Below are 23,553 nucleotides of genomic sequence, written 5' to 3' on the forward strand. Positions count from 1 at the left end.
CCCCCTTACCCTTACGTATCCATGAAAACATTTTTAACTGTTGTCTGGCTTTGCTACCTGTCAGGCGGTTACGCTGCCTACGCCCAGATTAATCGAATCACCGGTCGGGTGACAGGCACCGACAAACAGGGGCTACCCGGTGTGAACGTCTTGGTCAGCGGCAGTTCTACAGGAACGACAACCGACGCCAATGGCGAGTATTCAATCAATGCTGCCACCACCGCTACATTAGTCTTTTCATATATAAGCTACGTTAGCCAGACGATACCGGTCAACAACCGGTCGATTATCAACGTACAGCTGGCCGAAGACGCTAAATCAATCGACGAAGTGGTCGTGACAGCACTAGGTATCAAGAAAGAAGCCAAAACGCTGGGTTATGCCACCGTGACGGCCACCGCCGAGCAGATTTCCGTCAACCGGACGTCCAATTTTGTGAGTGGCCTACAGGGCAAACTGGCGGGAGTAAACATCTCAACAATGGGGTCAGGGCCCGCCGGTACCGCCAAAATCCGTATTCGGGGCCAGTCGTCGTTCAGTGGGCAGAACAACCCGCTGATTGTGGTCAACGGCGTACCCATTGACAACTCAAACTACTCGCTGGGGGGCGACTACGGTTCTAGGGCTGCGAACAGTTCCGACGGGGGCGACGGACTGAGCAGTATCAACCCCGACGATATTGAAACCATGACCGTGCTGAAAGGCGCAACGGCAGCCGCGTTGTACGGCTCGCGTGCCAAAGACGGCGTGGTGATGATTACAACCAAGAGCCGGGGTTCGGGCAAAGGATTCGGCGTTACGTACAACGCCAACTTCACGACCGATACACCCCTGGATTTCACCGATTTCCAGTACGAATACGGGCAGGGCGAGGGCGGCAAACGCCCCACCTCAACCAGACCAACATCAGGTGTGTGGAGCTTCGGCGAGAAATTCCAGCCGGGCATGACGCAGGTGCTGTTCGACAACGAAACCTATCCCTACGAACCTGTCTACAACCGGGTGAAACAGTTCTACCGCATCGGCACCAACTTTACTAATACCGTTACGGTGGCGAATAACGGCCCCCAGGGCGGCTTCAGTCTCTCGTTCGGCAATACCGACAACCGGGGAATCATGGAGAATAACACCTTTAACCGGAAGGTGATCAACCTGGGTTTCAGCCAGAACATCAGCAGCAAACTCATCGCATCGGGAAACATCAACTACTCGAAAGAAAATAACGTCAACCCACCGCAGATCAACACCCAGGACTTCTCAGTCTCGACGGTGGTATTCACGCTGGCCAACTCTATGCCGTTTCAGGCCCTGCGCGACAACCAGACCGAGGCCAACGGCGACGAGTTTGTGTTCTCGCGCTTTCTGGTGCGGAACAACCCATACTATTCCATGAATCGCCACTTTGAGCACATCAAACGCGACCGGATTTTCGGCAACATTGCGCTCAAGTATCAGTTCACCGACTGGCTTTACCTGCAGGGACGTATCGCGCAGGATTTTTATATCCGCAACCAGGACTATAACATTCCCAATGGCTACGCGCCCATTGCCCGAGCCCCCGTTGGCTACGTCAATGGCTCGTACACGCAGGATGTACGCCAGAATACCGAACGGAACATCGATTTCATTCTGGGTGCCAACCGGACCTTCGGCAAAATTGGCGTCGACCTGACGCTGGGTGGTAACGCCCGTTACGCCCGCAACGACTATAACAGCGTTACGGTGCAGGATTTTGTGCAGCCTGGCCTATACACCGTCGCCAACGGACGCATCAAGAATCCCGTTTATAGCCTGGCCGAGAAGAAAATCAATTCCTTGTTCGGGGCTGCCACGATCTCGTACCGCGAGTTTTTGTACCTGAACCTGACCGCCCGCAACGACTGGTTCTCCACGCTGGCCCCCTCGAACCGAAGCATTCTGTACCCATCGGCAACCGCCAGTTTCGTGTTCTCGCAGGCCTTTGAGAACCTGCCAACCTGGATTTCCTTCGGAAAGTTGCGAGCGGCCTACGCACAGGTGGGCTCCGATAACGTCGACCCCTACTCCAACGCACTTTACTACGGCGTCGATAACAACTCATTTCCAAATCCGTCGGGGCAACTCGTGCCCGTGGGCGGCATCAACGCGACCGTGGTACCAAACAAAAATCTGCGCCCACTCCGGATTCAGGAGGCCGAGGTTGGTATGGAACTGAAACTGTTCGAGAACAAGGTTGGCTTCGATTTTACGTACTACCACAAAACGACCGACGACCAGATTCTGGCGGCTCAGATTTCTGATGCGTCCTCGTTCACTAGTAAGTTGATCAACGTGGGCCGGAGCATGAACCAGGGGCTGGAAATGCTGCTGACGTTTTCGCCCGTCAACACAAAGGCCTTCCGCTGGGACGTGAGTGCCAACGTATCCTACAACACCTCGAAAGTGCTGCGTCTGGGCTTGTCGCCCAATGATACGGTCATTACCGTCAGCAGCGGTGGGGGCCGCACATTGAACCAGGTCGTCGATAAACCCATAGGCCAGCTGTACACCTTTACGTACCTACGCGATGCGCAGGGACGGCAGGTCTTCGATCTCAACAGCGGGATGCCCCTGCGCAACAATACGCTGGTAAACGTGGGAACTGCTCTGCCGCGCTACTTCGGTGGGATCACGAATACGTTTACCTACAAAGGGTTGACATTGTCGGTGCTGATCGACTTCAAGCTGGGGCACAAAATGATTGCCGGCCGGAATATCAATTACATGCGCCACGGCCTGTCGAAACGCACGCTGCCGGGCCGGGATGTGGGCTTCGTCATCGGTAACGGGGTCAATCCGAACGGTGAGATTAACCAGACGCGGGCCGCCATACAACCCTATTACGAGTCAATCAACCCGCTGGGTATCAATGAGGATTTTGTCTTCAACGCGGGCTTCTGGAAACTACGTCAGTTGACACTGGGCTATGATTTCACCCCGCTGCTGCCCGAGAGTCTATTTATCAAAGGCCTGCGCCTGAATGCCGTTGCCAACAACGTGCTGATTATCAAGAAATGGACCGAAAACATGGACCCGGAGGAAGCACTGGTATCGTCGGACAATGCCGTTGGTCTGGATTTCTGGCCGGGCCTGCCCCCTACCCGCAGCATTGGCTTTAACCTCAACGTCCGGTTCTGATTTTCTGTCCCGTGCGTCTGTCAGTGACGTCATAGCGCACTGATAGACAGCAGTCTAAAACTCGATCATCATGAAAATTTATTCCAAACACACACTCGCCCTTCTGCTCTCGCTCAGCCTGTTATCGGGCTGCGACCAGGGCTTTACGGAGCTCAATACCAACCAGGTGGACCCTACGTCGCTGGCTCCCTCAATGGTGCTCAACAAAGGGATCATCAACACGAACTACCTTGACGGTTTTGGTACGCTGGGCATGCTGACCTACAATTTCGGCATTGTCCAGCAGATCATTACGCCCTACGGCAGTTCGCTCTCCGGGGCCAACTACGATCAGATCAACAACGGCAATACGGTTCTGGTCTGGACCAACTTTTACCGCAACGTATTGAAGCAACTAGTGGCGGTGATTGAGCAGACCAAGAACGATCCGCTACAGGTCAATACCTACCAGACTGCCCGGATCTGGAAGGCGTATATGTTTATGATTCTGACCGATACGTACGGCGATGTGCCTTATTTTGAAGCCGGACAGGGCTACACGACGGAGATCATTACACCAAAGTACGATCCGCAGCAAACGATCTACAAGGACATTCTGAAGGAGCTCGACGAAGCATCGGCGGCTCTTACGACGGTGCAGGCTCCAGTTGTGACCGATATCCTGTACGGCGGGAACGTAGCGCAGTGGAAAAAGCTGGGTTATTCGTTTATGCTCCGGGCGGCCATGCGGCTGACGAAAGTAGAACCAGCCACGGCCGAATCATACGTTAAAAAAGCGGTGGCCGGTGGGGTCTTCCAGTCGAACGCCGACAACTCGATTCTCAGACATACGTCTACCTACAACAACTTCATTGCCAATCACCTGGCTGCCCGCGAAAAGACCAACTTTTACCTAGCGGCTCCCTTCGTGAACTACCTGAAAGAAAACAACGACCCCAGGCTCCGGGTCTTTGCCGTGCGTTACGTCGGTGCCAAAGGGGGGCAGGAACAGGTGGCCGCGCGGGCCACCTCCGATCCGCAGCAGCAGATTGGTATGCCGATGGGTTACAACGACGTAACGATTACGACGGTGCTGGCCCAGAACAATGTAGCCAGCCTCTGGGATTTCTCGCAGGTCAACCTGAACACAGTCCTGAAGCTTGACGCCCCCGAGTTCCACATCACCTACGCCCAGACGCAGCTGCTGCTGGCCGAAGCCACCGTTCGGGGTTGGGTGTCGGGTACTGCGGCCGAGTATTTCGCGCGGGGCGTCCGGGCGCATCTCGATCAGATGGCATCGTACGGAGCGACCCTGTCGGAAACGGCCATCAAAACGTATCTGGACGCGCATCCGCTGGACGCCAGCAAGGCGCTGGAGCAGATCAATACGCAGTACTGGGTAGCCAGCTTCCTCGACGGTACGGAAGCTTTCGCCAACTTCCGGCGGAGCGGTTATCCCGCTCTGAAGAAAAATCCCTATCCCGGCTCGGAGGTCAAAGGCGACTTCATCCGGCGGATGCCCTACCCCGACAGCGAGATTGTTGTCAACTCGGCGCAACTGAACGAAGCCGTCGCCCGGCAGGGTCCTAACACCCTCGACACCCGCGTGTGGTGGGATAAGAAATGATCTTTTCTCCCACGGCCTGGCTCTTTGAGCTATGGAGACGGGCTGTGGGGGAAAGATTCATACAACTAATTCAATACCAGTAACTCATCTAAACGCTCCTTTTTTACTCATGAATCAATTGGATCAAAGTCGCCGTGATACGTTGAAAATGCTTGGTTTTGGCTCGTCGGTCGGTTTGTTAGGCATGCTGGGCAGTACATCCACGGCCGAAGCACACGAACAGGCGGGCAAACCGGCCTACGCAGTTGGGATGCCCGCGGTAAAAATCAAAAGCGTACGGGCTATTGCCACCGCGCCCCAGGGCTCCAACCTGATTGTGGTGAAAGTAGAAACGACGGAGCCAGGACTGTATGGCCTGGGCTGTGCGACCTTTACCCAGCGGGCGGCTGCGGTTGTCGTGGCCATCAACACGTATCTCAACGAGTTCTGCGTCGGCAAAGACGTTGACAACATCGAAGATATGTGGCAGTCGGCCTACGTCAGTTCGTACTGGCGCAACGGCCCGGTACTCAACAACGCCCTCAGCGGACTCGATCAGGCCCTGTGGGACATCAAGGGTAAGCGGGCCAATATGCCGGTCTATCAGTTGCTGGGCGGTAAAGTCCGGTTTGCCATTCCCTGCTACACCCATGCGGGTGGCAACACTGCCGAAGCGACGGCCGACAGCGTGAAAAAATTTATGGAGCAGGGCTACAAATACATCCGCATCCAGCAGGGCGGCTACGGCGGTGTTGGCAGCAACCTCGATAAACCCGACTTCAAAGGCAGCGGTTTCGCCAACGACAGCGACTCCTACATGAACGTAACGGGCTACCTGAAATCGGTGCCCAAGATGTTTGAACTGGTCCGCAAGCAGTGTGGCGACGAAATTGAACTGCTGCACGACGTCCACGAGCGGGTGCAGCCTATGGAAGCCATCAACCTGATCAAGCAGGTGGAAGATTTCCGGCCGTTCTTCATTGAAGATCCGTTCTCGCCCGAGAACATGAAATGGTTCGCCCAGCTCCGCCAGACCACGACGGTGCCAATTGCCATGGGTGAGCTGTTCAACAATATCAATGAGTTCAAGGAGCCGATGGTGAACCAGTGGTTCGACTACATCCGGATACACGTATCACAGATTGGTGGTATCACCCCGGCCATGAAAGTAGCCCGGCTGGGCGAGTGGTTCAACGTCCGCACGGCCTGGCACGGCCCCGGCGACGTATCGCCCGTTGGGCACGCGGCTCACGCCCATATCGATCTAGCTGTCTGGAACTTCGGCATCCAGGAAGCGGTGCAGTTCTCGGAGAAAACGCAGGCCGTTTTCAGCGGCTGCCCGACAATGAATCAGGGTTACATGTCGGTCAACGAGGTGCCTGGGCTGGGCGTTGACATCAACGAAAAAGAAGCCGCAAAATACCCCATTGGCACAAAATCCAACTGGCTGGTTCGTAAAGCAGACGGTACAGTAATCCGACCGTAAGGGTCGGCTGATTTGAGCTTTGGCTCAATCGTGTCAATTGCTTAATCGATCAAATAGGGATTAACTAATTTCTTAATTGTCACCCCTGACCCTCCCGCGACGGGGGACCGCCCAAAACTTAGTCTTGTAGAGGTGTGCTCTGACCACCGGCACAGGCCGCCCCGCCTAGCCCCTCCTAAAACAGCAGGGGAATAAGCATAAGTTGCCTTTCAACCACCCCCTCCTAATTTTCTAACGGTCCGCGCCACGGTGGCCGCCGTAGCGGGAGTGGGCAGGGGGTGGTAAGTAGCGGAAAACAGAACCCGATTCGCCACCTCGGGAAACCTCTGCGAAATGAACCAGGGACGGCGGCCACCGTAGCATGGACCACCCAAAACTGGTGAGGAACCGCTGCCGGGAGAGAAACAGTGTACAACTCAATCAATACAGATTAAATACTACTCTTTTCAATCAACACATAAATGAATCTTTTAACTAAACAACCGGGCTTCTTGTCCCGGCGCGGAGCGATCCAGGCTGTTCTGGGGGCTGCGGGCACGAGTCTGGTGCTTCCCGAGTCGTCCTATGCCGCGCATCCCGGTCGCTTTGTCGACTACAGCAATGTCAAAATCACGAAGCTGGAGACCTTTCTGATCAAACCACGCTGGATTTTCCTGAAAATCCATACCGATGTGGGGGTCGTTGGCCTGGGCGAACCGCTGCTGAAGGGCCGCGCCCTGACCATCCAGACCGCTATCAAGGAGATCGAGCCGTACCTGATTGGCAAAGATCCCCGGCACGTAGTTCACCATTGGCAGGCTATTTACCGGCATGCGTTCTACCGGGGCGGCCCTATTCTGACGAGTGCGCTGAGCGGCATCGACCACGCCCTCTGGGACATCAAAGGCAAGCTGCTGAACGTGCCGGTTTACGAACTGCTGGGCGGTCCCACCCGCGACCGGGTACGCGTGTACGGTCGGGCGTCAACGGCTGCGGAGATCAAGCAGCGGAAGCAGGAAGGGTACACTGTCATTAAAACCGGCGTGGCTAAAAAGAACCCGGCCAACATTGTCGAGAACCTACAATTCATTCAGTATGCCATCGACAGTTTTGCGTCCTTGCGCGAAGCCGGTGGAAACGACATGGATATTGCCATCGACTTTCACGGCAGCATACCGCCCCAGACGTCGAAGCTGCTCATCAAAGAACTGGAGCCCTACAAGCCCATGTTTGTGGAGGAACCGGTGCAGGCGCAGAACGCCGATATTCTGGCCGACATCGCTCGGGGGACGCACCTGCCCATTGCCGCTGGCGAACGAATTTTTACGAAGTGGGGCTTCCGCGAACTGCTGGAAAAACGGGCCGTCAGCATTGTTCAGCCAGACCTCTGCCACGCCGGTGGCATTACGGAAGGGCGACTGATTGCGGGTATGGCCGAAGCTTACTACGTACCAATTGCCCCCCACAACCCGATGGGACCGATCTCGCTGGCCGTTGGGCTTCACCTGGCCGCCAGTGTACCCAATTTTCTGGTACAGGAGCAAGTCTCACTCGGCGAGGGCTATCTGAAAAACCCGTTCAAACTTCAGCCGGACGGCACCGTCCTGATTCCTAAAGGGCCGGGTCTGGGCATTGAGCTCGACGAAGCGAAACTCAAAGACAAGATTGGCCACGACTGGCGAAACCCGGAAACTTACAACGCCCTCGACGGCTCCGTCGTCGACTGGTAGGGCTCAACTTACTCCCTTACTCTTGCAATCAATACACCTTTGACTATTCCATAAATACCCTGTAAACCATGAGACATAGTGTAAAACTTTTCGTTTTGCTGGTCTTCCTCTGGAGCAGTTACGCCACTGCCCAGACCAGCCGACTATCCGGTAAAGTGACCGATTCTAACAACCAGGGGCTACCCGGAGTGAACGTGCAGGTTAACGGCACGACCATTGGCACCTCCACCGACGCAACGGGAAATTTCTCGCTCAATGCCGCGCCCAATGCTACGCTGGTTTTTTCCAACATCGGTTATGCCAGCCAGACGATTCCGGTCGATGGCCGCACGACAATCAACGTTCAGTTGCAGGAAGACCAGAAAACGCTGAACGAAGTCGTGGTGGTGGGTTACGGTACCCAGCGCAAAACCGATGTAACGGGCGCCCTGACGGCCATCACGACCAAAGAGTTTGCCCAGCAGCCCGTCACCCGACTCGATCAGGTGCTACAGGGTCGCGCGGCCGGGGTGCAGGTCACACAGGCCAACGGCGCTCCCGGCGGTGACTCCCGCATTCGAATTCGGGGGGCCAATTCGGTGCTGGGTAATAACAACCCACTCTACGTCGTCGACGGTTTCGTGGGCGCCGATTTCAACTTCGTGAACCCCGCCGATATTGAAACGCTGCAAATCCTGAAAGATGCCGCGTCAACCTCTATTTACGGTAGTCGCGGAGCTAACGGGGTAGTCATTATCACAACCAAAAAAGGCACCCGGGGTATCCGGGTCAATTACGAAGGCCAGGGTGGTTTAGCGACCGTCATTAAACGGTATGATGTCCTGCCCGCTGGTGAGTTTGCTGAAATCGTCAATGCCCGGGCCACGGCAACGGGTTCGAACCTGCCCTTTACCGCCGATCAGATTGCTCAGTTCAAACAGAACGGCGGCACCGACTGGCAGAACCTGGTGTATCGCACGGGCAATAACCAGCAGCATCAAATCACGGTGTCGGGTGGCAATGAGAAAACGACTTTCCTCGTGTCCGGCAACTACGTCAACCAGAACGGGATCGTCAACAACAGCGGCTTCCGACGGTACATCCTGCGGACGAACCTGAATACGCAGATCAATAAGGATCTGTCCTTCCGGCTGAATCTGTGGGGTACGCAGTCAAGAAACCATAATACCAACGGCGGGGGTGCTTTAGTTCAGGCGCTGGCCTGGGCACCGACTACACCCGCCTACGGTACGGACGGGCAACCGACATTTATCGATCCCATCGGCTCCGTTTATCGCAACCCGCTCGATTATCTGTACGATCAGTCAATTGATGCCGAGCGGGCTTCGCTGAACATCAACGGTGGATTGAATTATAAGCTACCCATCAAAGGACTGACGCTGGATTTGCAGTATGCCATCAACTACCTGAACGCGCAGAACCTGAACTTCACCGGCCAGCGCCTGTCGAACAACAATCCCTCGGCCAGCCGGTATTCGTCACAACAACTTACCCTGCAAAACACGAATACGCTGAACTATAACGTAACGGCTGGCGATCACTCAATCAACGCCGTTGCCGTGCTGGAAACGCAGCAGTTTACCGACCGGAATTTCACCGCCAGCGCGACGGGGCTTCGGTTCCCGCAACTCGGTTATGACAACATCGGGGGCAATGCGGCAGCCTCAGTGGCTTCGGCCTACCAGAAGTGGACGTTACTCTCGCTGCTGGGCCGGATCAATTACGGATTCAAAGACCGATACCTGGTCACCGCAGCCGTTCGGCAGGATGGCTCGTCCAAGTTCAGTCCACAGAACCGGAACAGCGTGTTCCCTTCACTGGCGCTGGGCTGGCGGTTATCGGAAGAGGAATTCATCAAAAAACTCAACGTCTTCAGCAACCTGAAACTGCGGGGCAGCTGGGGCGTAACAGGTAGCCAAGCCATCAATCCGTACGCTACGCTGTCGACCTACGGCACCACCTTCGCAGCTTTCAACAACTCGGCAGCTACGGCGGGGGTTATCTTGGGCAATCCTGGCAACACGAACCTGAAATGGGAAACCACGCGCCAGGTTGACGTGGGTCTGGAGATGGAGTTCTGGAACGGGCGGCTGCGGTTCGAAGCGGATTACTTCAAAAAGAACACGACCGATCTGCTGCTGAACGTAGCGATCCCGAGTTACGCGGGAGGTGGTACGCAAACCCGTAACGTAGGTGAGATCGAAAACCGGGGTTTTGAGTTTTCGCTGGGCGGCACACCCGTTGACAAAGGTGGCTTCCGCTGGGAAACCAGCCTGAACCTGTCGACGCTGAAAAATCAGGTTATCAGCCTAGGTGGCTTGCCCCGGCTGGGTACGGGTACGGGAGTTGGCGGGGGCATGTCCACTACCAACGAGTTCATGTTGATGCCGGGCGAGCCGCTGGGATCTTACTGGGGCCTTCAATACCTGGGTACATTCAAACCCGGCGAAGCTGACCTGGCCTCGCGCTTCGGACGCGTTCCGGGGGACCCCCACTACCAGGACCTGAACAACGATAACTCCATCACGACCGACGATTTTCAAATTATCGGTCGGGCCTTTCCCAAAGCAACGGGGGGCTGGAACAACACCTTTACCTACAAAGGGCTAACGCTGAACGTATTCTTTAACGCCGTCTTTGGCGTCGATAAGCTCAACTACACCCGGGCGGCAGCCCTATCGGGGTCGGGGGATGCCCGGCAGTTTATCCTGACTGAAGTCCGGGATTACTACCGCCCCGGCAACGAAACATCGGACGTACCGGCCTTCAGCCGGACGTATCAGCCCTTTACCCAGTCGAGCCGGTTCCTGGAAGACGGCAGCTTCGTCCGGCTGAAAAACGTGACGCTGTCGTACAACGTACCAACGGGTTTCCTCCGCGACAAAGCTACCATTCGGGTCTTTGCCAGCGCCACCAACCTGCTGACGTTCACAAAGTACAAAGGCCCTGATCCGGAATCGAGCAATGTCGGCTCCGGCACGGACACGGCCATCGGCATTGACTACGGCTCCTACCCCAACTCGAAAGCTTACACCATCGGCCTTAACCTCGGTTTTTAACCCCATTCTTTTCTGACATCATGAAAACGTTCATCATACTAGTTGCCGCTGTCCTGTCGCTGGCTGGCTGCAAAAGCTATCTGGAAGAAGATACCACCGGGCTGCTCTACGGTCCGAACGTACTAAGCACCCAGGCCGGCCTGGAATCGGCGCTGACGGGTGCGTACCGTGGTCTGGGCGCTCAATGGACCTACGGATTTCTGCACCCCTCGGCCAACGCGGCTACCCTTGGCAGCGACGACGTAACGACTCACCCCGCCAGCAATAAAGCCGATTGGCGAGAGTTCGACCAGTTCAACGTATCGACCACCAACCAGCGCTCGGGGGCCGTGTACAATGGTTGTTATAAAGCCATACAGGGGGCCAATAATGTCATCAATAATTACACGGAGACGGTCGGTACAAAGGCTACGATTGACATCATTGCGGGCGAAGCTTATTTCATCCGAGGGTTTTCGTACTACTGGCTCACTCGCTTTTACGGCAACATTCCGCTGGTAACGGCCGGCGAATACTCGGACAGTCTGCTGACGATCAAGAAGTCGACGCCCGCGCAGGTCTATAGTCTTATTGTCGAGGACTTGAAGAAGGCTGAAACCATGCTTCCGACCACCCGGCGTGATCCGGGTCGGCCCAACGCGGGTTCGGCTAAAGCCTTCCTGGCGGATGTTTACCTGACCATGGCCGGCTGGCCGCTGAAACAGACCGACAAATACGATCTGGCGGCCGCTAAAGCGAAAGAAGTGATCGACAACCGGGCCACGTACGGTTTTCAACTCCTGCCAACGTTTGCGGCCGTTTTCGACAATGATCCGTCCGTAGCCATCATTCCCGAATCAGTCTTTCAAATCAGCGGTTTCATTGGCGGGAGTGGCACGGCCAATGCGACCTACGGCAACACCACGATGCCGGGTGAAGAAGGTGGCTGGGACGATATGTTCGCCGAACTGAATTTCTTCCGCGATTTCCCTGCCGGTCCCCGCAAAGAGGCTACGTTCCGGACCGAGTTTGGGCTGGGGGCAACGACCATCCCCTGGCAGCAGAGCCTGACCCGCCACCCCTACTACAAAAAGTGGTACATCAAAGGCAACATCGTTACGTCCAGTATTTCGCTGCCGTCGGTGATGATGCGCTACCCACACGTGCTAACCATCTACGCCGAAGCCAAAGCACGGGGCACGGGTGGCCCTGACCAAGCGGCTTACGACGCGCTGAATCAGGTTCGACTACGGGGCCGGGCTACGGGTACCAAAGCGCTGTCGACGGCCGACGGGCTGACGGCGACTCAGTTTGCCGACGAAGTAGTCCAGGAACGCGCCTGGGAGTTTGCCTGCGAACGCACCCGCTGGTTCGACCTGGTCCGGCTGGAACGCGTCGAAGCGGCCAACGCCAAAAAAAGTCCGGACGATCTGCAACCCATCAAGGCCCTTACCAAAGCCAACTATTGGTTTCCGCTCCCTTATTCGGACACCTCCATCAATCCGAATCTGAATCAGTAATAGGCAGCCGTCCTGCCAGGGTCGATTGGTTCTGGCAGGACGGCCTACCACAGGCATTAACGGGCTACGATCTTGAAAAAAGCAATTATATCTCTCTGTCTGGTGTGGGCTTTGAACGCCACGGCTGTGCCCGATCCAGTATGGCCCCAACTGAGCCTGTCGAACGGTGTTCTGCAAACGACACTCTACCTGCCGAATGCAGAGCAGGGCTACTACCGGGGAACCCGCTTCGACTGGTCAGGGGCATTTAAAAGCCTGACCTACAACGGCCACCGCTTTGTCGATCAGTGGTTTGATCAGTACGACCCACGCCTGCACGACGCCATCAACGGTCCCGCCGAGGAGTTTACGCCCCTGGGCTACGACGAAGCGGCTATCGGCGATACGTTCGTCAAGATCGGCGTGGGTGTGCTCCGACGTGCTGATGAGAAGCCATATGCTTTTGGCCGGTATTACGACATTATGGATGGCGGCAGCCGAACCCTGCAATTCCGTAAGGACCGAATTGATTTTTTGCACGAGCTGCGGCACCCGTCAGGTTATGGCTACCAGTATCAGAAAACGGTACGGCTACTCCCCGGCAAACCCGTACTGGTGCTGGAGCATCGTTTGAAAAATACGGGTCAGAAACCTATCCAAACGAGCGTGTACAACCACAACTTCTGGGTGCTTGATCAGGAGCCAACCGGGCCGGGCATCGACGTCAGTTTTCCCTTCGCCGTACAAGGCCAAGGTAAAGGCTTCGGTGGCCTGCTCCAAACCCAGGGTAATCGGCTCGTTTACACCCGTCCGTTCGCGCCAAAAGAAACGGTGTACAGCGCTGGCTTGCAGGGCTTTTCGGCAATGACTAGTGACTACGACATCCGCATTACGAATCAGAAAACAGGCGCAGGTGTGCACATTACCGGCGATCAGCCCCTGCAAAAACTTGTCTACTGGGCCTGCGCCACTACGTCCTGTCCGGAGCCTTACGTCCTTATCGAGGTAGCGCCGGGCGCGGAAAAGACATGGACCGTCCAGTACGAATTCTCCGGGGAAGCTCGATAATCTTGACAGGTTGCACAGTGTTTTCCTCACGGTAGCGGCCGACCGTCCAAGACCTCTTCCGCGACTGCGGATCGCCCAAAACCTAATCTTGTAGGTAGCTCTCACCACCGAGGGGGCCGCCCCGCCTAGCCCCACCTAAAACAGGAGGGGAACAAGCAGAGGTGACTTTTAATCACCCCCTCCTAGAAAATTAGGAGGGGGCCGGGGGGTAGTAGCTAACGTCAAAATAGATCCGATTCGCTACCTCGTGTCCCCTACAAGATTAGTCGCTGCCGTGAGGGAGCCAACCAGGAAATGACTTAATCAACTAATGCACTTAACCGTTTAGCTGTATGAATTTTGTCCTAAAAATCTGTTTGGGCGTACTGCTGCTGGGAAGCTGCTTATCCGCCAACCGGACCATCGATTCCAGGCCGCTTCGGCAACCTGGCGACGACTGGCCCACCTATGGCGGTAACGGGGCTGGCAATCGGTATTCGCCCCTGAATCAGATTAATACCAGTAACGTCAAAAACCTGAAACTGGCCTGGAGCTACGAGACGGGCGACAACAGCAATCCGAACCAGCGGGGAATGGATATCCAGTGCCAGCCGATCGTGATTCGGGGTATCCTCTACGGCACGTCTCCCCGGCTGAAACTCTTTGCGGTCGATGCCGCTACGGGGAAACAGCGCTGGCAATTTGACCCATTCGCCGATCCGGGCAAGCGCCCGCGCTTTCATCCCGTTCGCGGGGTGATGTACTGGGAGGATGGTGCCGACAAGCGCGTGCTGTATTCGGTTGGCGCTTCACTCTACGCCATCAATGCCGAGACCGGCAAACCCATCGACGGCTTCGGCAAAAACGGCGAAGTCGATCTGCACGAGGGCCTAGGCGACCTCGAAACCCTCGGGCACGACGTAGCAAACCTCTCCATCCGGGTTACGACACCGGGGGTTATCTATAACGACCTGCTCATTACGGGATCCAGTGTCTCTGAAGGGGGCGATGCACCACCGGGATACATCCGGGCATTTAATGTCCGGACCGGCAAACTGGCTTGGGTGTTCCGCACGATTCCGTTGCCCGGCGAATATGGCTATGATACTTGGTCGACAGATGCGTACAAAAAAATAGGCGGGGCCAACTGCTGGGCCGGGCTTGTGGTAGACGAAAAGCGGGGTGTTGTCTACGCCGGAACGGGTTCGCCTTCGGTCGATTTTTACGGCGGTGCCCGCGCGGGTCAGAACCTATTTGCCAACTGCGTAATCGCGCTCGACGCCAAAACGGGCAAGCGTATTTGGCATTTCCAGACCGTCCACCACGACCTATGGGACCGTGACCTCCCCTGCCCGCCCAATCTTATTACGGTTCGGCACAATGGCAAACAGGTAGAGGCCGTGGCGCAGGCCACGAAAGACGGCTACGTCTTTGTCTTTAATCGGGATACAGGCAAACCCCTGTTTCCGGTGCAGGAAGTACCCGTACCAACCTCGCCCGCCTTGCCCGGTGAGCAGCCCTGGCCAACCCAGCCCGTACCGACCAAACCGGCGCCGTTTGCCTGGCAGGAACTAACCGAAGCGAACATTACCAGCCGTACACCCGAAGCGCGGGAATATGTATTGACGCGGTTCCGAAACAGCCGACACGGCAGCAAATACATGCCCCCCAGCGAAGAAGGAACCCTGTATTTCGGTTTCGGCGGGGGAGCCGAGTGGGGCGGCACGGCGGCAGATCCCAACGGTATCTTTTACGTGAATAGTAACAACATGCTCTGGTGGCTGAAGATGCGCGACAGTCGAATGCGGGGGCAGGGTGTCGCCATGACACGGGGCACGGCCCTATTCAATATGAACTGCTCGGTTTGCCACGGCATTGGCGGCAAGGGCAGTGCCGAAAACGTAGCCGCTCAGGCGTACCCCGATCTGACGAACGTGGGTAAACGACTGAGTAAGGAGCATATCCACAGCATTCTCGCTACGGGACGGGGGCGAATGCCGTCGTTTCAGCACATTTCCCAGGAAGACCGCGACGCCCTTGTCAACTATTTATTGAACTTGGAAGCCAAGCCCACGGCGGTAGCGTCGGCTAGCAACGACATCCATAATTCGGCCGTAACGACGCCGGTTGCCGAGGGAGCGGCTTTCCCCTACATGCCCCCTTATCTGAACAACGGCAACACACAGTTTCGGGATCAGGAGAACTACCCGGCCATCAAACCTCCCTGGGGAACGCTCAACGCTATCAACCTAAATACGGGTGACTACCTCTGGCAGGTGCCGCTAGGCGAATACCCCGAATTGATGAAGAAAGGCGTTCCGCCTACCGGCACCGAAAACCACGGCGGGCCCATCGTAACGGCGGGTGGACTCCTGTTCATTGCCGCTACCTACGACGAAAAAATCCGCGCGTTCGACCAGAAAACCGGGAAAGTCGTGTGGGAATACAAACTCCCGGCAGGTGGCTTTGCTACCCCTATTACTTACATGGTCAATGGCAAACAGTACGTCGCCATTGCCGCCGGAGGCTCCCGCTACGGCCTGAAGCCGGGCGGCTCCTATGTTGCGTTTGCGTTACCGTAACCCGCTTTAATTCTTCGTACCATGAAAACCTATTTGCTGGGTTGCGACTGGGGGACCTCCTCGTTTCGGCTGCGTCTGATTAATACCACAGACATGCAGTTGCTTGGCGAAATTACCTCCCAAACGGAGGGCGTTGCGGCTACGTTCTCAATCTGGAAAAGCCAGATTGAGAACGTAGGCACGACCAAAAGCGATTTTTTCCGGAAACAGCTGCAAGCTCAGATCGATCTGTTAGCCCGTCAGTTGTCCCTGAAACTGGACAGGATACCGGTTGTCATTTCCGGGATGGCGTCGTCGACGATTGGGATGGATGAAGTACCGTATGCCACCCTGCCGTTTCCGGTGGATGGCAGTCAGGCTTGTACAAAACGGCTCGGAATGACAGCGGGTTTCCCGCACGATATTCTCCTGATTTCCGGAGTCCGGACCACCCACGACGTCATGCGGGGGGAGGAAACGCAGCTTGTTGGCCTGATTGCGCTGCTAAACGCGCTACATCGTCCCGTTGCCGATACCATTCTGATCTTTCCGGGGACCCATTCGAAACATATTTTCATTAAAAACCAGACCATCGTTGACTTTCAGACATTTATGACAGGCGAAGTTTTCGAGCTCATGTCACAACACAGCATTCTGGCCGATTCTATCGAGTCGGCCGAGCTGACAGCGCTCTCGCCCGATGATCTGGCGGCCTTCATACTCGGCGTCCACGACGCCGACGCATCCATTCTGAATGGGCTGTTCAAGGTCCGAACGAATCAGTTATTCAACCGGCTTGGTAAACGTCAGAATGGCCTTTACCTAAGTGGTCTGCTGATTGGCAACGAACTGAAAACATTGCTCCATCAGGAACATTGGCAGTTGATGCTGTGCAGCGGCAATAACCTGTATACTCTGTATAAAGCGGCTCTCGATGGGCTGGGGCTGTCAGCACGTACCATTACCATTCCAGCCGATACCGTCGATAAAGCGGCCTTCGCCGGGCAGGTCACTATTTTCCGAAATCAACTAGTAACCCTAACAGAGAAGTGACAATGAACCCAAAACCATTTTCCTGGCCCTTGTTCAAGCAGGCCCCCATTGTAGGGATTTGCAGGGGAATATCGTTCGAAGAGGTCGACGAACTCCTCCCCGTCTACAAAGATGCGGGATTGACAACCATTGAAATCACGATGAATACGCCCGATGCCACCCGCATTATTCAGCACAGCCTCGCTGCCCACGGCAATGGGCTGAACATCGGCGCCGGAACGGTATGTACCTTAGCGGACCTCGACAACGCGCTGGCAGCCGGGGCGCAGTTCATCGTTACGCCCATTATCAGCAAGAAGGTAATTAAAGCCTGCGTAGCGCGGAACGTTCCTATCTTCCCCGGTGCGTTTACGCCTACCGAAATTTACAAAGCGTGGCAACTGGGGGCGTCGATGGTGAAGATTTATCCGGCTACCTCGCTCGGCTCCAGCTACATCAAAGACCTGAAAGCCCCACTGAATCACCTGAAGGTGCTGCCCACCGGCGGGATTAGCCAGGATAACATAGCGTCCTTTTTTAAGGCTGGAGCTGACGGGGTAGGCATCGGCAGTCATCTACTAGACACGACGCTGATCCGACAAAAAAACTGGGCACAGTTAAAAGCGCATTTTCAGCACTTTGGACAAAAGAGCCGGCCCCCGTTTGCCTAAAGCGCTTCATCGACCCAGAAATCTATTCTTCTCCTTAGCCCGTTCGATTATGTTCACTAATAAATATCGCTGGTTTGTAGTCTTTCTGCTATTTACAGCGACTACGATCAATTACCTCGACCGGCAAATCATCGGTTTACTTAAGCCCATTTTAGAAAAAGAATTCACCTGGACAGAAACGGACTTCGCCCACATCGTGATGGCCTTTACGGCAGCATATGCCGTGGGACTGCTGTTGTTCGGCTGGATCATCGACCAGATTGGCACTAAAGCAGGCTACTCCATCACGATCATTATCTGGAGCCTGGCCGGGATGTTCCATGCCGTGGCCCGCAGTGTGTCGGGGTTTAGTTTGGCCCGGCTGGCGCTGGGTATTGGCGAAGCGGGTAACTATCCCGCAGCCGTAAAAACGGTGGCCGAGTGGTTCCCGAAAAAAGAGCGGGGACTGGCCACCGGTCTCTTCAATGCCGGTACGAGCATTGGTGTCGTGTTTGCAGTGCTGTTCGTCCCCTGGATTCTCAACAACTATGGCTGGCAGGCTGTTTTCTGGATTACAGGCGCGCTGGGTTTTGTCTGGCTTATCGCCTGGCTGCGGTTTTACGAGGTTCCCACCCGGCAGCATCGACTGTCGGCGACCGAATACCAGTATATTACCGCCGGGCAGGACGATGCCACGGCCGATGCGTCTGCCGATCAAAACTCGGTTAAGTGGTTTCAGTTGTTTGCCTTGCCGCAGACCTGGGCCATGATTGTTGGTAAGGGCATGATCGACCCTATTTACTGGTTTTTTCTGTTCTGGCTCCCCTCCTATTTCTCGTCGACCTTCAACTTAGACCTGAAAAAGCCCAGTGTAGAGCTGATGCTGATTTATCTAGCAACAACCGCGGGAAGCATTGGGGGTGGGTATCTGTCATCCACGCTGATCAAACGTGGCTGGCCGACCTTGAAAGCCCGAAAAAGTGCCTTGTTGCTTTTCGCCCTTATCGAAATATCAATTATTTTGGCCCAGTTCGTCACGGATGTCTGGGTGGCGGTAGGGTTGTTGAGTGTAGCGGTGGGAGTTCACCAGGCGTGGGCGACCAACGTATTCACGCTGGCGTCCGACCTCTTTCCCCGGCAGGCGGTCAGCTCGGTAGTCGGCATTGCTGGAACGGCCGGGGCCGTGGGCGGTATCTTCTTCCCTATTTTAGTGGGTAGCCTGCTGGACAAATATAAGGCCGCTGGCAACCTGACGGGAGGATACAATCTACTATTCACCATCTGCGGCTTTACGTACCTGACGGCCTGGTTCATCATTCATCTGCTCACCCGAACGGATAGAAAAGTCGAACCCGACATGAGTTACAGCACGGGGCTTTCTGAGTTACCCAAACCGTTGTCGTAACGTAGCAATTTACCATATAATGGGCAGATCAGCGGGTGACCTCACCACCAGCCTGCGCTGTCCGGCTGATAACGGTCCGGGTTTGCAGGTCGAACTTCTGGCCTTTGCCCAGGTAGTAGAACGGCCCGCCCGCGCTGTTCTGTCCGGAGGGATACTGGGCATTGCTGGCAATCTGCTTAGCGTCGTAAATACCCACGTAGGAGTTGCCCAGCACTTCAAAAGTGTTCTGCTGCACTACCACCGCCGTACTCTCGTCGATGCCCAGCCCCAGCAGCTCCGGCCGGTCACGGATGACGCCGATCAGGTCGAACTGTCGGTTCCGGCGCATGACGTGCTGATCGATCGTTACGTTGTGGATGAAATCGAACCCCTGCGTGTGGTCGCCGATCAGGATGGCGTTACCTTTTGTGTCGCCCCGCACCATAAACGAGCCCTGGATAGTGGCTCCCGCCGACGTACCACCGATTACCCCGCCCCGGCTCAGCAGGGCATTAAACTCTTTGTGAGCCAGCGTATTCAGGTACGAATCAGCCAGTCGCCAGTGACGTCCGCCCACAAACCAGACCGCCGTTGCGTTCTTCAGCGGGGCAACAAACGCTTCGGTATTGGCTTCTTTCGGGTCGCGGGTGTGCAGCACGGTCAACTTCGTTACGCCTAATTTTTTCAGCGTTTCAAACTCACGCGGGGGCCGTACCGCCGACGAATCATCACCCGCCGTTGGAATGACAACGACATGGGCGGCTTCTTTGCCACCGGCCAGTTCGATGAAGCGGTTCCAGATATCGGGCGTAACGGCGCCCCCGCCCACGATTATCAGTGCCCCCTTTTCGGGACCAATGTATTTGGATTGGGAACCTGACGTCTGGGCCAGTGTGGTAGCCAGTGTCAGGAATAAGGCAGACAGCGTTAGGAAGAGTAATCGACGACGCATAAATACGGGGAGATGGACAAAGAAAACGCAAGATAGAGCAGTAGTGGTAATAAGATTGACAATCAGCTGGCTACAACCAATAAATCTCAAAATTTCCGAAAGCTAAATTAAACAATCGCCTTTCTACTCGATTGCGTATATAGAACAGACTCTATTGGTTATTAATCTCCTGTCTAGTCTGTGAAACCTAACAAGACCCAACTCATGAAAATTGTCTTTTCCTTTCTATTCTGCCTGTTTACGACAGGCTTGTTTGCCCAGGAAGCGCGCAATCTCACCCAGGCCATTCAATACGTCAAACTGGCCAACACGCTACGCGAACTGGACAAATCACCGGCCGCCATTGATCTGCTCGAACGCGCGCTCCCCGCCGTTCAGTCTAAAAACCTATACTGGACCGCCATTGCCAACGAGTTGCTGGGTTTGTGCTACAAAGATCAGACAGACAGCGCCCAGGCCCTGAACTACCTCCGGCAGGCCCGCAGTCAGTACGCCCAGCTCAAGTACGTAGCCAGTGCCTGGGCCGTGAACGAGATCATCCGGGACCTGTCGGGCAAAAACCTTTACGCCGGTGTTCAGATTGGGTCAACTGACATCAGGGTAGCGATTCTGAAAACAGACTATGAAACTGATTTCTATGAGAAAGACGTGCAGAAGACGTTTGTGATCCCCAACTCATTGCTGGTAGCCGACGCGTCGTCCTCGTTTAAAACCGGGCAAACCGCGCTCCGGACCAGCCTGGATTCTCTGCTGCAGTACAGTATCCCCACCGAGCGTATTTTCATTGCATTTACCAGCGACGTTGACAAAAGTCTGACCCCGGCGGAGAAAAAACGGCTTTACAATGAACTGGTGCAATCGCTACCCAACAAAGCACTTACCATCGACACGACCCTGACGGACAAACGGGAAGCCGAGCTGTTCACCATCGGTGCCATTCCTCGCAAAGTGTGGCCAAGTACGTCATCCCTATCGCTGGGCAATACCAGTACCATTGGCGGCTATTTCGATGACAAACAGTCATTTCATGGAATTAACGTCCCCATTGGTCTACAAACGCTGGTAAACCGAATCGATCCCAGGGGTACACTACGTACCGACGCCTTTAAACGCGAAGCGGAGCAACTCGTTCAGACGCTGGTCGACTCGGCAATGAGTCCGCAGCTAACTGCGAACAAGGCGGGGCTGGGCAAACGGAACACCATTGGCCTGAGTGGCGACATCGCCTTGGCCCTGACGACCTACCTGCACCCGGACCGAGCCGGTATCAAAGCGGTCCCAATTACGATGGAGGATGCCGAGCAGTTTAAGCAACTGGCTCTGAATCATTACCAGCGCCTGACCCGTCCGGATTTGGGTTTAATTACGGATCCAACCCAACGTAGTGAGGCTGAAGAAGCCTTAGGCAGCGTGCAGAGCCAGCTTAACGAAAAACAGATTATTGCCGGTGCGCTCTGGCTGGAAGCGGTTATGAAAGCGTACAATAAACTGGCCACCCGCACCCGTTTCGTGTTCATCAAGAACGCCGATATTGGCTGGGTGGCCGGTAAGTTTCTGGAAACCATCAACGGCGAATATGAATCGACTATTGCCAAAGGAGCGCTCTATACGCGCTGATCTGGCTAAGTGGTAGTTCTCCGTTTTCTTTGTTCCACGCTGCCTGATTATTGATTATACTGTCCGGATGGCACGGTCGGCCGGATTCGCATTGTCTTTTGACTCAGTCCCCATTTTTGCACCAAAACCAGCAGCTATTACACCAATCAAGAGTCCGAAGAAACCGAAGATTGCGGCCTTGGATGCGGCCGCTGCCGTCGCATCTGCGGCATGCCGTGCTTGTATTGCAGCATCCTTTTTCGTTTGTTCAAATTTAACGACTGCCTGTTTATAGGTGTTGATCCAGTTATCAACGATCTGCTCTGACTCGGCCCGGCTTTTTCCGGTTCGTTTCATTACTACGTTGACAGCATCTTCCCGATCCACGCTATTAACTGTCGCTTGTCCCTGTTTAAAGAGTCGATCAAACAAACCACCCGCAATATCGTCCGCGGCTTGTGGGCTTGTTGACGCCTGTTCTGCCGCGGTTTTCGCCTGTTGCTCAGCCTGATTAGCCTTACGTTCCAGCGCGTTCGGGTTCAGATTGGCATCGCCGGTTTGCCGCAACAGCCGATTGGCTTCCTCTCTCAGATCTTTTATATCCAGGGTTTTCAGGTCGATGCCATTCTCCTTCAGTTCTCCCTGTACTGCGTCGCCAACAGCAGGGGCAGCGGCAGCTACCGCCGATCCGGCGGTGCTGACCAGACGGCCAAGCAACCGACTTGCCCCGCCAATGATACTGCCAAGGGTCGTTGTTAAGAAGTAAATGGTTAGCAGAGTAGCCAAACACCAGGTCAGCACACCATGAATAATGCCATCGAACAGCCGGGGAGCACTTGCTAACCGTCCGGCAATCCAGCCACCAATGAACAAAGAAAGCAGACTACTGATGATGTACCATATAGCACTTCCAGCGCCAAGACCAGCCGCTGGGTTCTTCTCGGTTACCGGATCGATGGTACTTAACCCAATGCCAAGCCCTAGTAGGGTTAATAACATCTGACTGACAATTGCCACCAAGACTCCGGCAAAGACTGCGCTCCAGGAGATGCGTTTGATAAAATGGCTGCGGTCGTAGGCCGCTTCAGATGGGTAAGAAAGTTGACGCTCCATATCGTTCATTGTTGAGTAGTAAAGAATTGTGTGATAAGGCCCTTCGATCGATTCATCCCTCAGAAAAGACGTTCTATCGATTTAGGTTGCCAGAAGCGAATTCCCGAAATGAGAATCCTTTATTAATTGTTGAGTAAATCAGAATAAGCCGTTTTTCTTTTAGCTAATCTTTGCTGCGTCACCCAGGCGATTGATGCCTGACTGAACTTGTTTCGCTAATTCTTCCGATTTCGTCTCGGCTTTATCAGCGTACACGTCAAATTCGTCCATTGCTTTGTTGGCGACAAGGCTTGCGTTGGTTTTGACGTTGTCAATTGTTTCCTTGGCCTGAGATTTAACTTTGTCCCATTGGTGCTGGGCTTCTTTTGTCTGACCATTGACCGTATCAAGTATTTGCTTGCGCATTTTTTTTCCTGACCGGGGAGCGATAAGCAGACCAACGGCTACACCCGCAACTAACCCGGTTACTAAACCAGACAGAAAGGTCTGGTTGCCTAGATAATTCAGAGGTTGCTTTCTGCTTTCAAAAAGTGTATCAAAAGACACGCGTGACATAGTAGTATTTTGGTTGGTTATTGCCGAACAATAGCGAAATAACCGTACCAAAAGAGTAACTCTCAAGCTAATCTATTATAGATCAACGCTTTAATTTTTTTCATCACGCATGTACGCACCCATACATACGTAGGTAATTTTACTCGTATATGTGGCTATTATTACCCATAATACAGTAAGTATTTGTACA

The 23,553-nt window shown here is 54.8% G+C and carries 15 protein-coding genes; 12 read left to right on the forward strand and 3 right to left on the reverse strand.

The window, feature by feature from the left end:
• The first annotated feature begins 21 nt into the window (after positions 1–21).
• From HU175_RS15830 to HU175_RS15880, 11 genes are all read left to right on the forward strand, one after another.
• Complete coding sequence (locus HU175_RS15830) at positions 22–3,156, forward strand: SusC/RagA family TonB-linked outer membrane protein (RefSeq protein ID WP_176567515.1); 3,135 nt, start codon at positions 22–24, stop codon at positions 3,154–3,156.
• Positions 3,157–3,226: 70 nt separating this feature from the next.
• Complete coding sequence (locus HU175_RS15835; protein ID WP_176567516.1) at positions 3,227–4,762, forward strand: SusD/RagB family nutrient-binding outer membrane lipoprotein; 1,536 nt, start codon at positions 3,227–3,229, stop codon at positions 4,760–4,762.
• Between the two features lie 109 nt (positions 4,763–4,871).
• Positions 4,872–6,227 (forward strand): enolase C-terminal domain-like protein, encoded by a 1,356-nt coding sequence (locus HU175_RS15840; RefSeq protein ID WP_176567517.1) that lies wholly within the window; start codon positions 4,872–4,874, stop codon positions 6,225–6,227.
• 461 nt (positions 6,228–6,688) lie between these two features.
• On the forward strand, positions 6,689–7,936 hold the full coding sequence (dgoD, locus tag HU175_RS15845; RefSeq protein ID WP_176567518.1) for a galactonate dehydratase: 1,248 nt from the start codon (positions 6,689–6,691) through the stop codon (positions 7,934–7,936).
• 68 nt (positions 7,937–8,004) lie between these two features.
• Positions 8,005–10,995, forward strand: a complete 2,991-nt coding sequence (locus HU175_RS15850; RefSeq protein WP_176567519.1) for a SusC/RagA family TonB-linked outer membrane protein — start codon at positions 8,005–8,007, stop codon at positions 10,993–10,995.
• Between the two features lie 20 nt (positions 10,996–11,015).
• A complete protein-coding gene (locus HU175_RS15855; protein WP_176567520.1) occupies positions 11,016–12,494 on the forward strand; it encodes a RagB/SusD family nutrient uptake outer membrane protein in 1,479 nt (492 codons plus the stop codon).
• 72 nt (positions 12,495–12,566) lie between these two features.
• Positions 12,567–13,541: a hypothetical protein gene (locus HU175_RS15860; protein ID WP_228724179.1), complete on the forward strand. Its 975-nt coding sequence runs from the start codon at positions 12,567–12,569 to the stop codon at positions 13,539–13,541.
• Positions 13,542–13,873: 332 nt separating this feature from the next.
• Positions 13,874–16,102, forward strand: coding sequence for a PQQ-binding-like beta-propeller repeat protein (locus HU175_RS15865; protein WP_176567521.1), 2,229 nt, complete (start codon positions 13,874–13,876; stop codon positions 16,100–16,102).
• Between the two features lie 21 nt (positions 16,103–16,123).
• Complete coding sequence (locus HU175_RS15870) at positions 16,124–17,134, forward strand: 2-dehydro-3-deoxygalactonokinase (RefSeq protein ID WP_176567522.1); 1,011 nt, start codon at positions 16,124–16,126, stop codon at positions 17,132–17,134.
• Between the two features lie 2 nt (positions 17,135–17,136).
• Positions 17,137–17,784 (forward strand): bifunctional 4-hydroxy-2-oxoglutarate aldolase/2-dehydro-3-deoxy-phosphogluconate aldolase, encoded by a 648-nt coding sequence (locus HU175_RS15875; protein WP_176567523.1) that lies wholly within the window; start codon positions 17,137–17,139, stop codon positions 17,782–17,784.
• A gap of 49 nt (positions 17,785–17,833) precedes the next feature.
• Positions 17,834–19,168 carry an MFS transporter gene (locus HU175_RS15880; RefSeq protein ID WP_176567524.1) on the forward strand — a complete coding sequence of 445 codons (1,335 nt, stop codon included), beginning with the start codon at positions 17,834–17,836 and terminating at the stop codon, positions 19,166–19,168.
• Between the two features lie 28 nt (positions 19,169–19,196).
• On the opposite strand, the gene HU175_RS15885 is transcribed toward HU175_RS15880, so the two are convergent.
• Positions 19,197–20,099 (reverse strand): cyanophycinase, encoded by a 903-nt coding sequence (locus HU175_RS15885; RefSeq protein ID WP_176567525.1) that lies wholly within the window; start codon positions 20,097–20,099, stop codon positions 19,197–19,199.
• A gap of 204 nt (positions 20,100–20,303) precedes the next feature.
• Between HU175_RS15885 and HU175_RS15890 the strand changes: the two genes are divergently transcribed.
• Positions 20,304–21,716 carry a tetratricopeptide repeat protein gene (locus HU175_RS15890; RefSeq protein WP_176567526.1) on the forward strand — a complete coding sequence of 471 codons (1,413 nt, stop codon included), beginning with the start codon at positions 20,304–20,306 and terminating at the stop codon, positions 21,714–21,716.
• Positions 21,717–21,770: 54 nt separating this feature from the next.
• Here HU175_RS15890 and HU175_RS15895 read toward each other — a convergent pair whose 3' ends face one another.
• Positions 21,771–22,808 carry a YrzE family protein gene (locus tag HU175_RS15895; protein ID WP_176567527.1) on the reverse strand — a complete coding sequence of 346 codons (1,038 nt, stop codon included), beginning with the start codon at positions 22,806–22,808 and terminating at the stop codon, positions 21,771–21,773.
• 159 nt (positions 22,809–22,967) lie between these two features.
• Positions 22,968–23,354: a YtxH domain-containing protein gene (locus tag HU175_RS15900; protein WP_176567528.1), complete on the reverse strand. Its 387-nt coding sequence runs from the start codon at positions 23,352–23,354 to the stop codon at positions 22,968–22,970.
• Between the last annotated feature and the right edge of the window lie 199 nt (positions 23,355–23,553).

The sequence above is a fragment of the Spirosoma sp. KUDC1026 genome, from assembly GCF_013375035.1.
Taxonomy (GTDB): domain Bacteria; phylum Bacteroidota; class Bacteroidia; order Cytophagales; family Spirosomataceae; genus Spirosoma.

Bases quoted from the DNA above. Each gene is read 5' to 3' on its own strand.
- HU175_RS15855 (WP_176567520.1), top strand. From the start codon at position 11,016: ATGAAAACGTTCATCATACTAGTTGCCGCTGTCCTGTCGCTGGCTGGC.
- dgoD (WP_176567518.1), top strand. From the start codon at position 6,689: ATGAATCTTTTAACTAAACAACCGGGCTTCTTGTCCCGGCGCGGAGCG.
- HU175_RS15880 (WP_176567524.1), top strand. From the start codon at position 17,834: ATGTTCACTAATAAATATCGCTGGTTTGTAGTCTTTCTGCTATTTACA.
- HU175_RS15895 (WP_176567527.1), bottom strand. From the start codon at position 22,808: ATGGAGCGTCAACTTTCTTACCCATCTGAAGCGGCCTACGACCGCAGC.
- HU175_RS15835 (WP_176567516.1), top strand. From the start codon at position 3,227: ATGAAAATTTATTCCAAACACACACTCGCCCTTCTGCTCTCGCTCAGC.
- HU175_RS15865 (WP_176567521.1), top strand. From the start codon at position 13,874: ATGAATTTTGTCCTAAAAATCTGTTTGGGCGTACTGCTGCTGGGAAGC.
- HU175_RS15870 (WP_176567522.1), top strand. From the start codon at position 16,124: ATGAAAACCTATTTGCTGGGTTGCGACTGGGGGACCTCCTCGTTTCGG.
- HU175_RS15890 (WP_176567526.1), top strand. From the start codon at position 20,304: ATGAAAATTGTCTTTTCCTTTCTATTCTGCCTGTTTACGACAGGCTTG.
- HU175_RS15840 (WP_176567517.1), top strand. From the start codon at position 4,872: ATGAATCAATTGGATCAAAGTCGCCGTGATACGTTGAAAATGCTTGGT.
- HU175_RS15850 (WP_176567519.1), top strand. From the start codon at position 8,005: ATGAGACATAGTGTAAAACTTTTCGTTTTGCTGGTCTTCCTCTGGAGC.
- HU175_RS15875 (WP_176567523.1), top strand. From the start codon at position 17,137: ATGAACCCAAAACCATTTTCCTGGCCCTTGTTCAAGCAGGCCCCCATT.
- HU175_RS15830 (WP_176567515.1), top strand. From the start codon at position 22: ATGAAAACATTTTTAACTGTTGTCTGGCTTTGCTACCTGTCAGGCGGT.
- HU175_RS15885 (WP_176567525.1), bottom strand. From the start codon at position 20,099: ATGCGTCGTCGATTACTCTTCCTAACGCTGTCTGCCTTATTCCTGACA.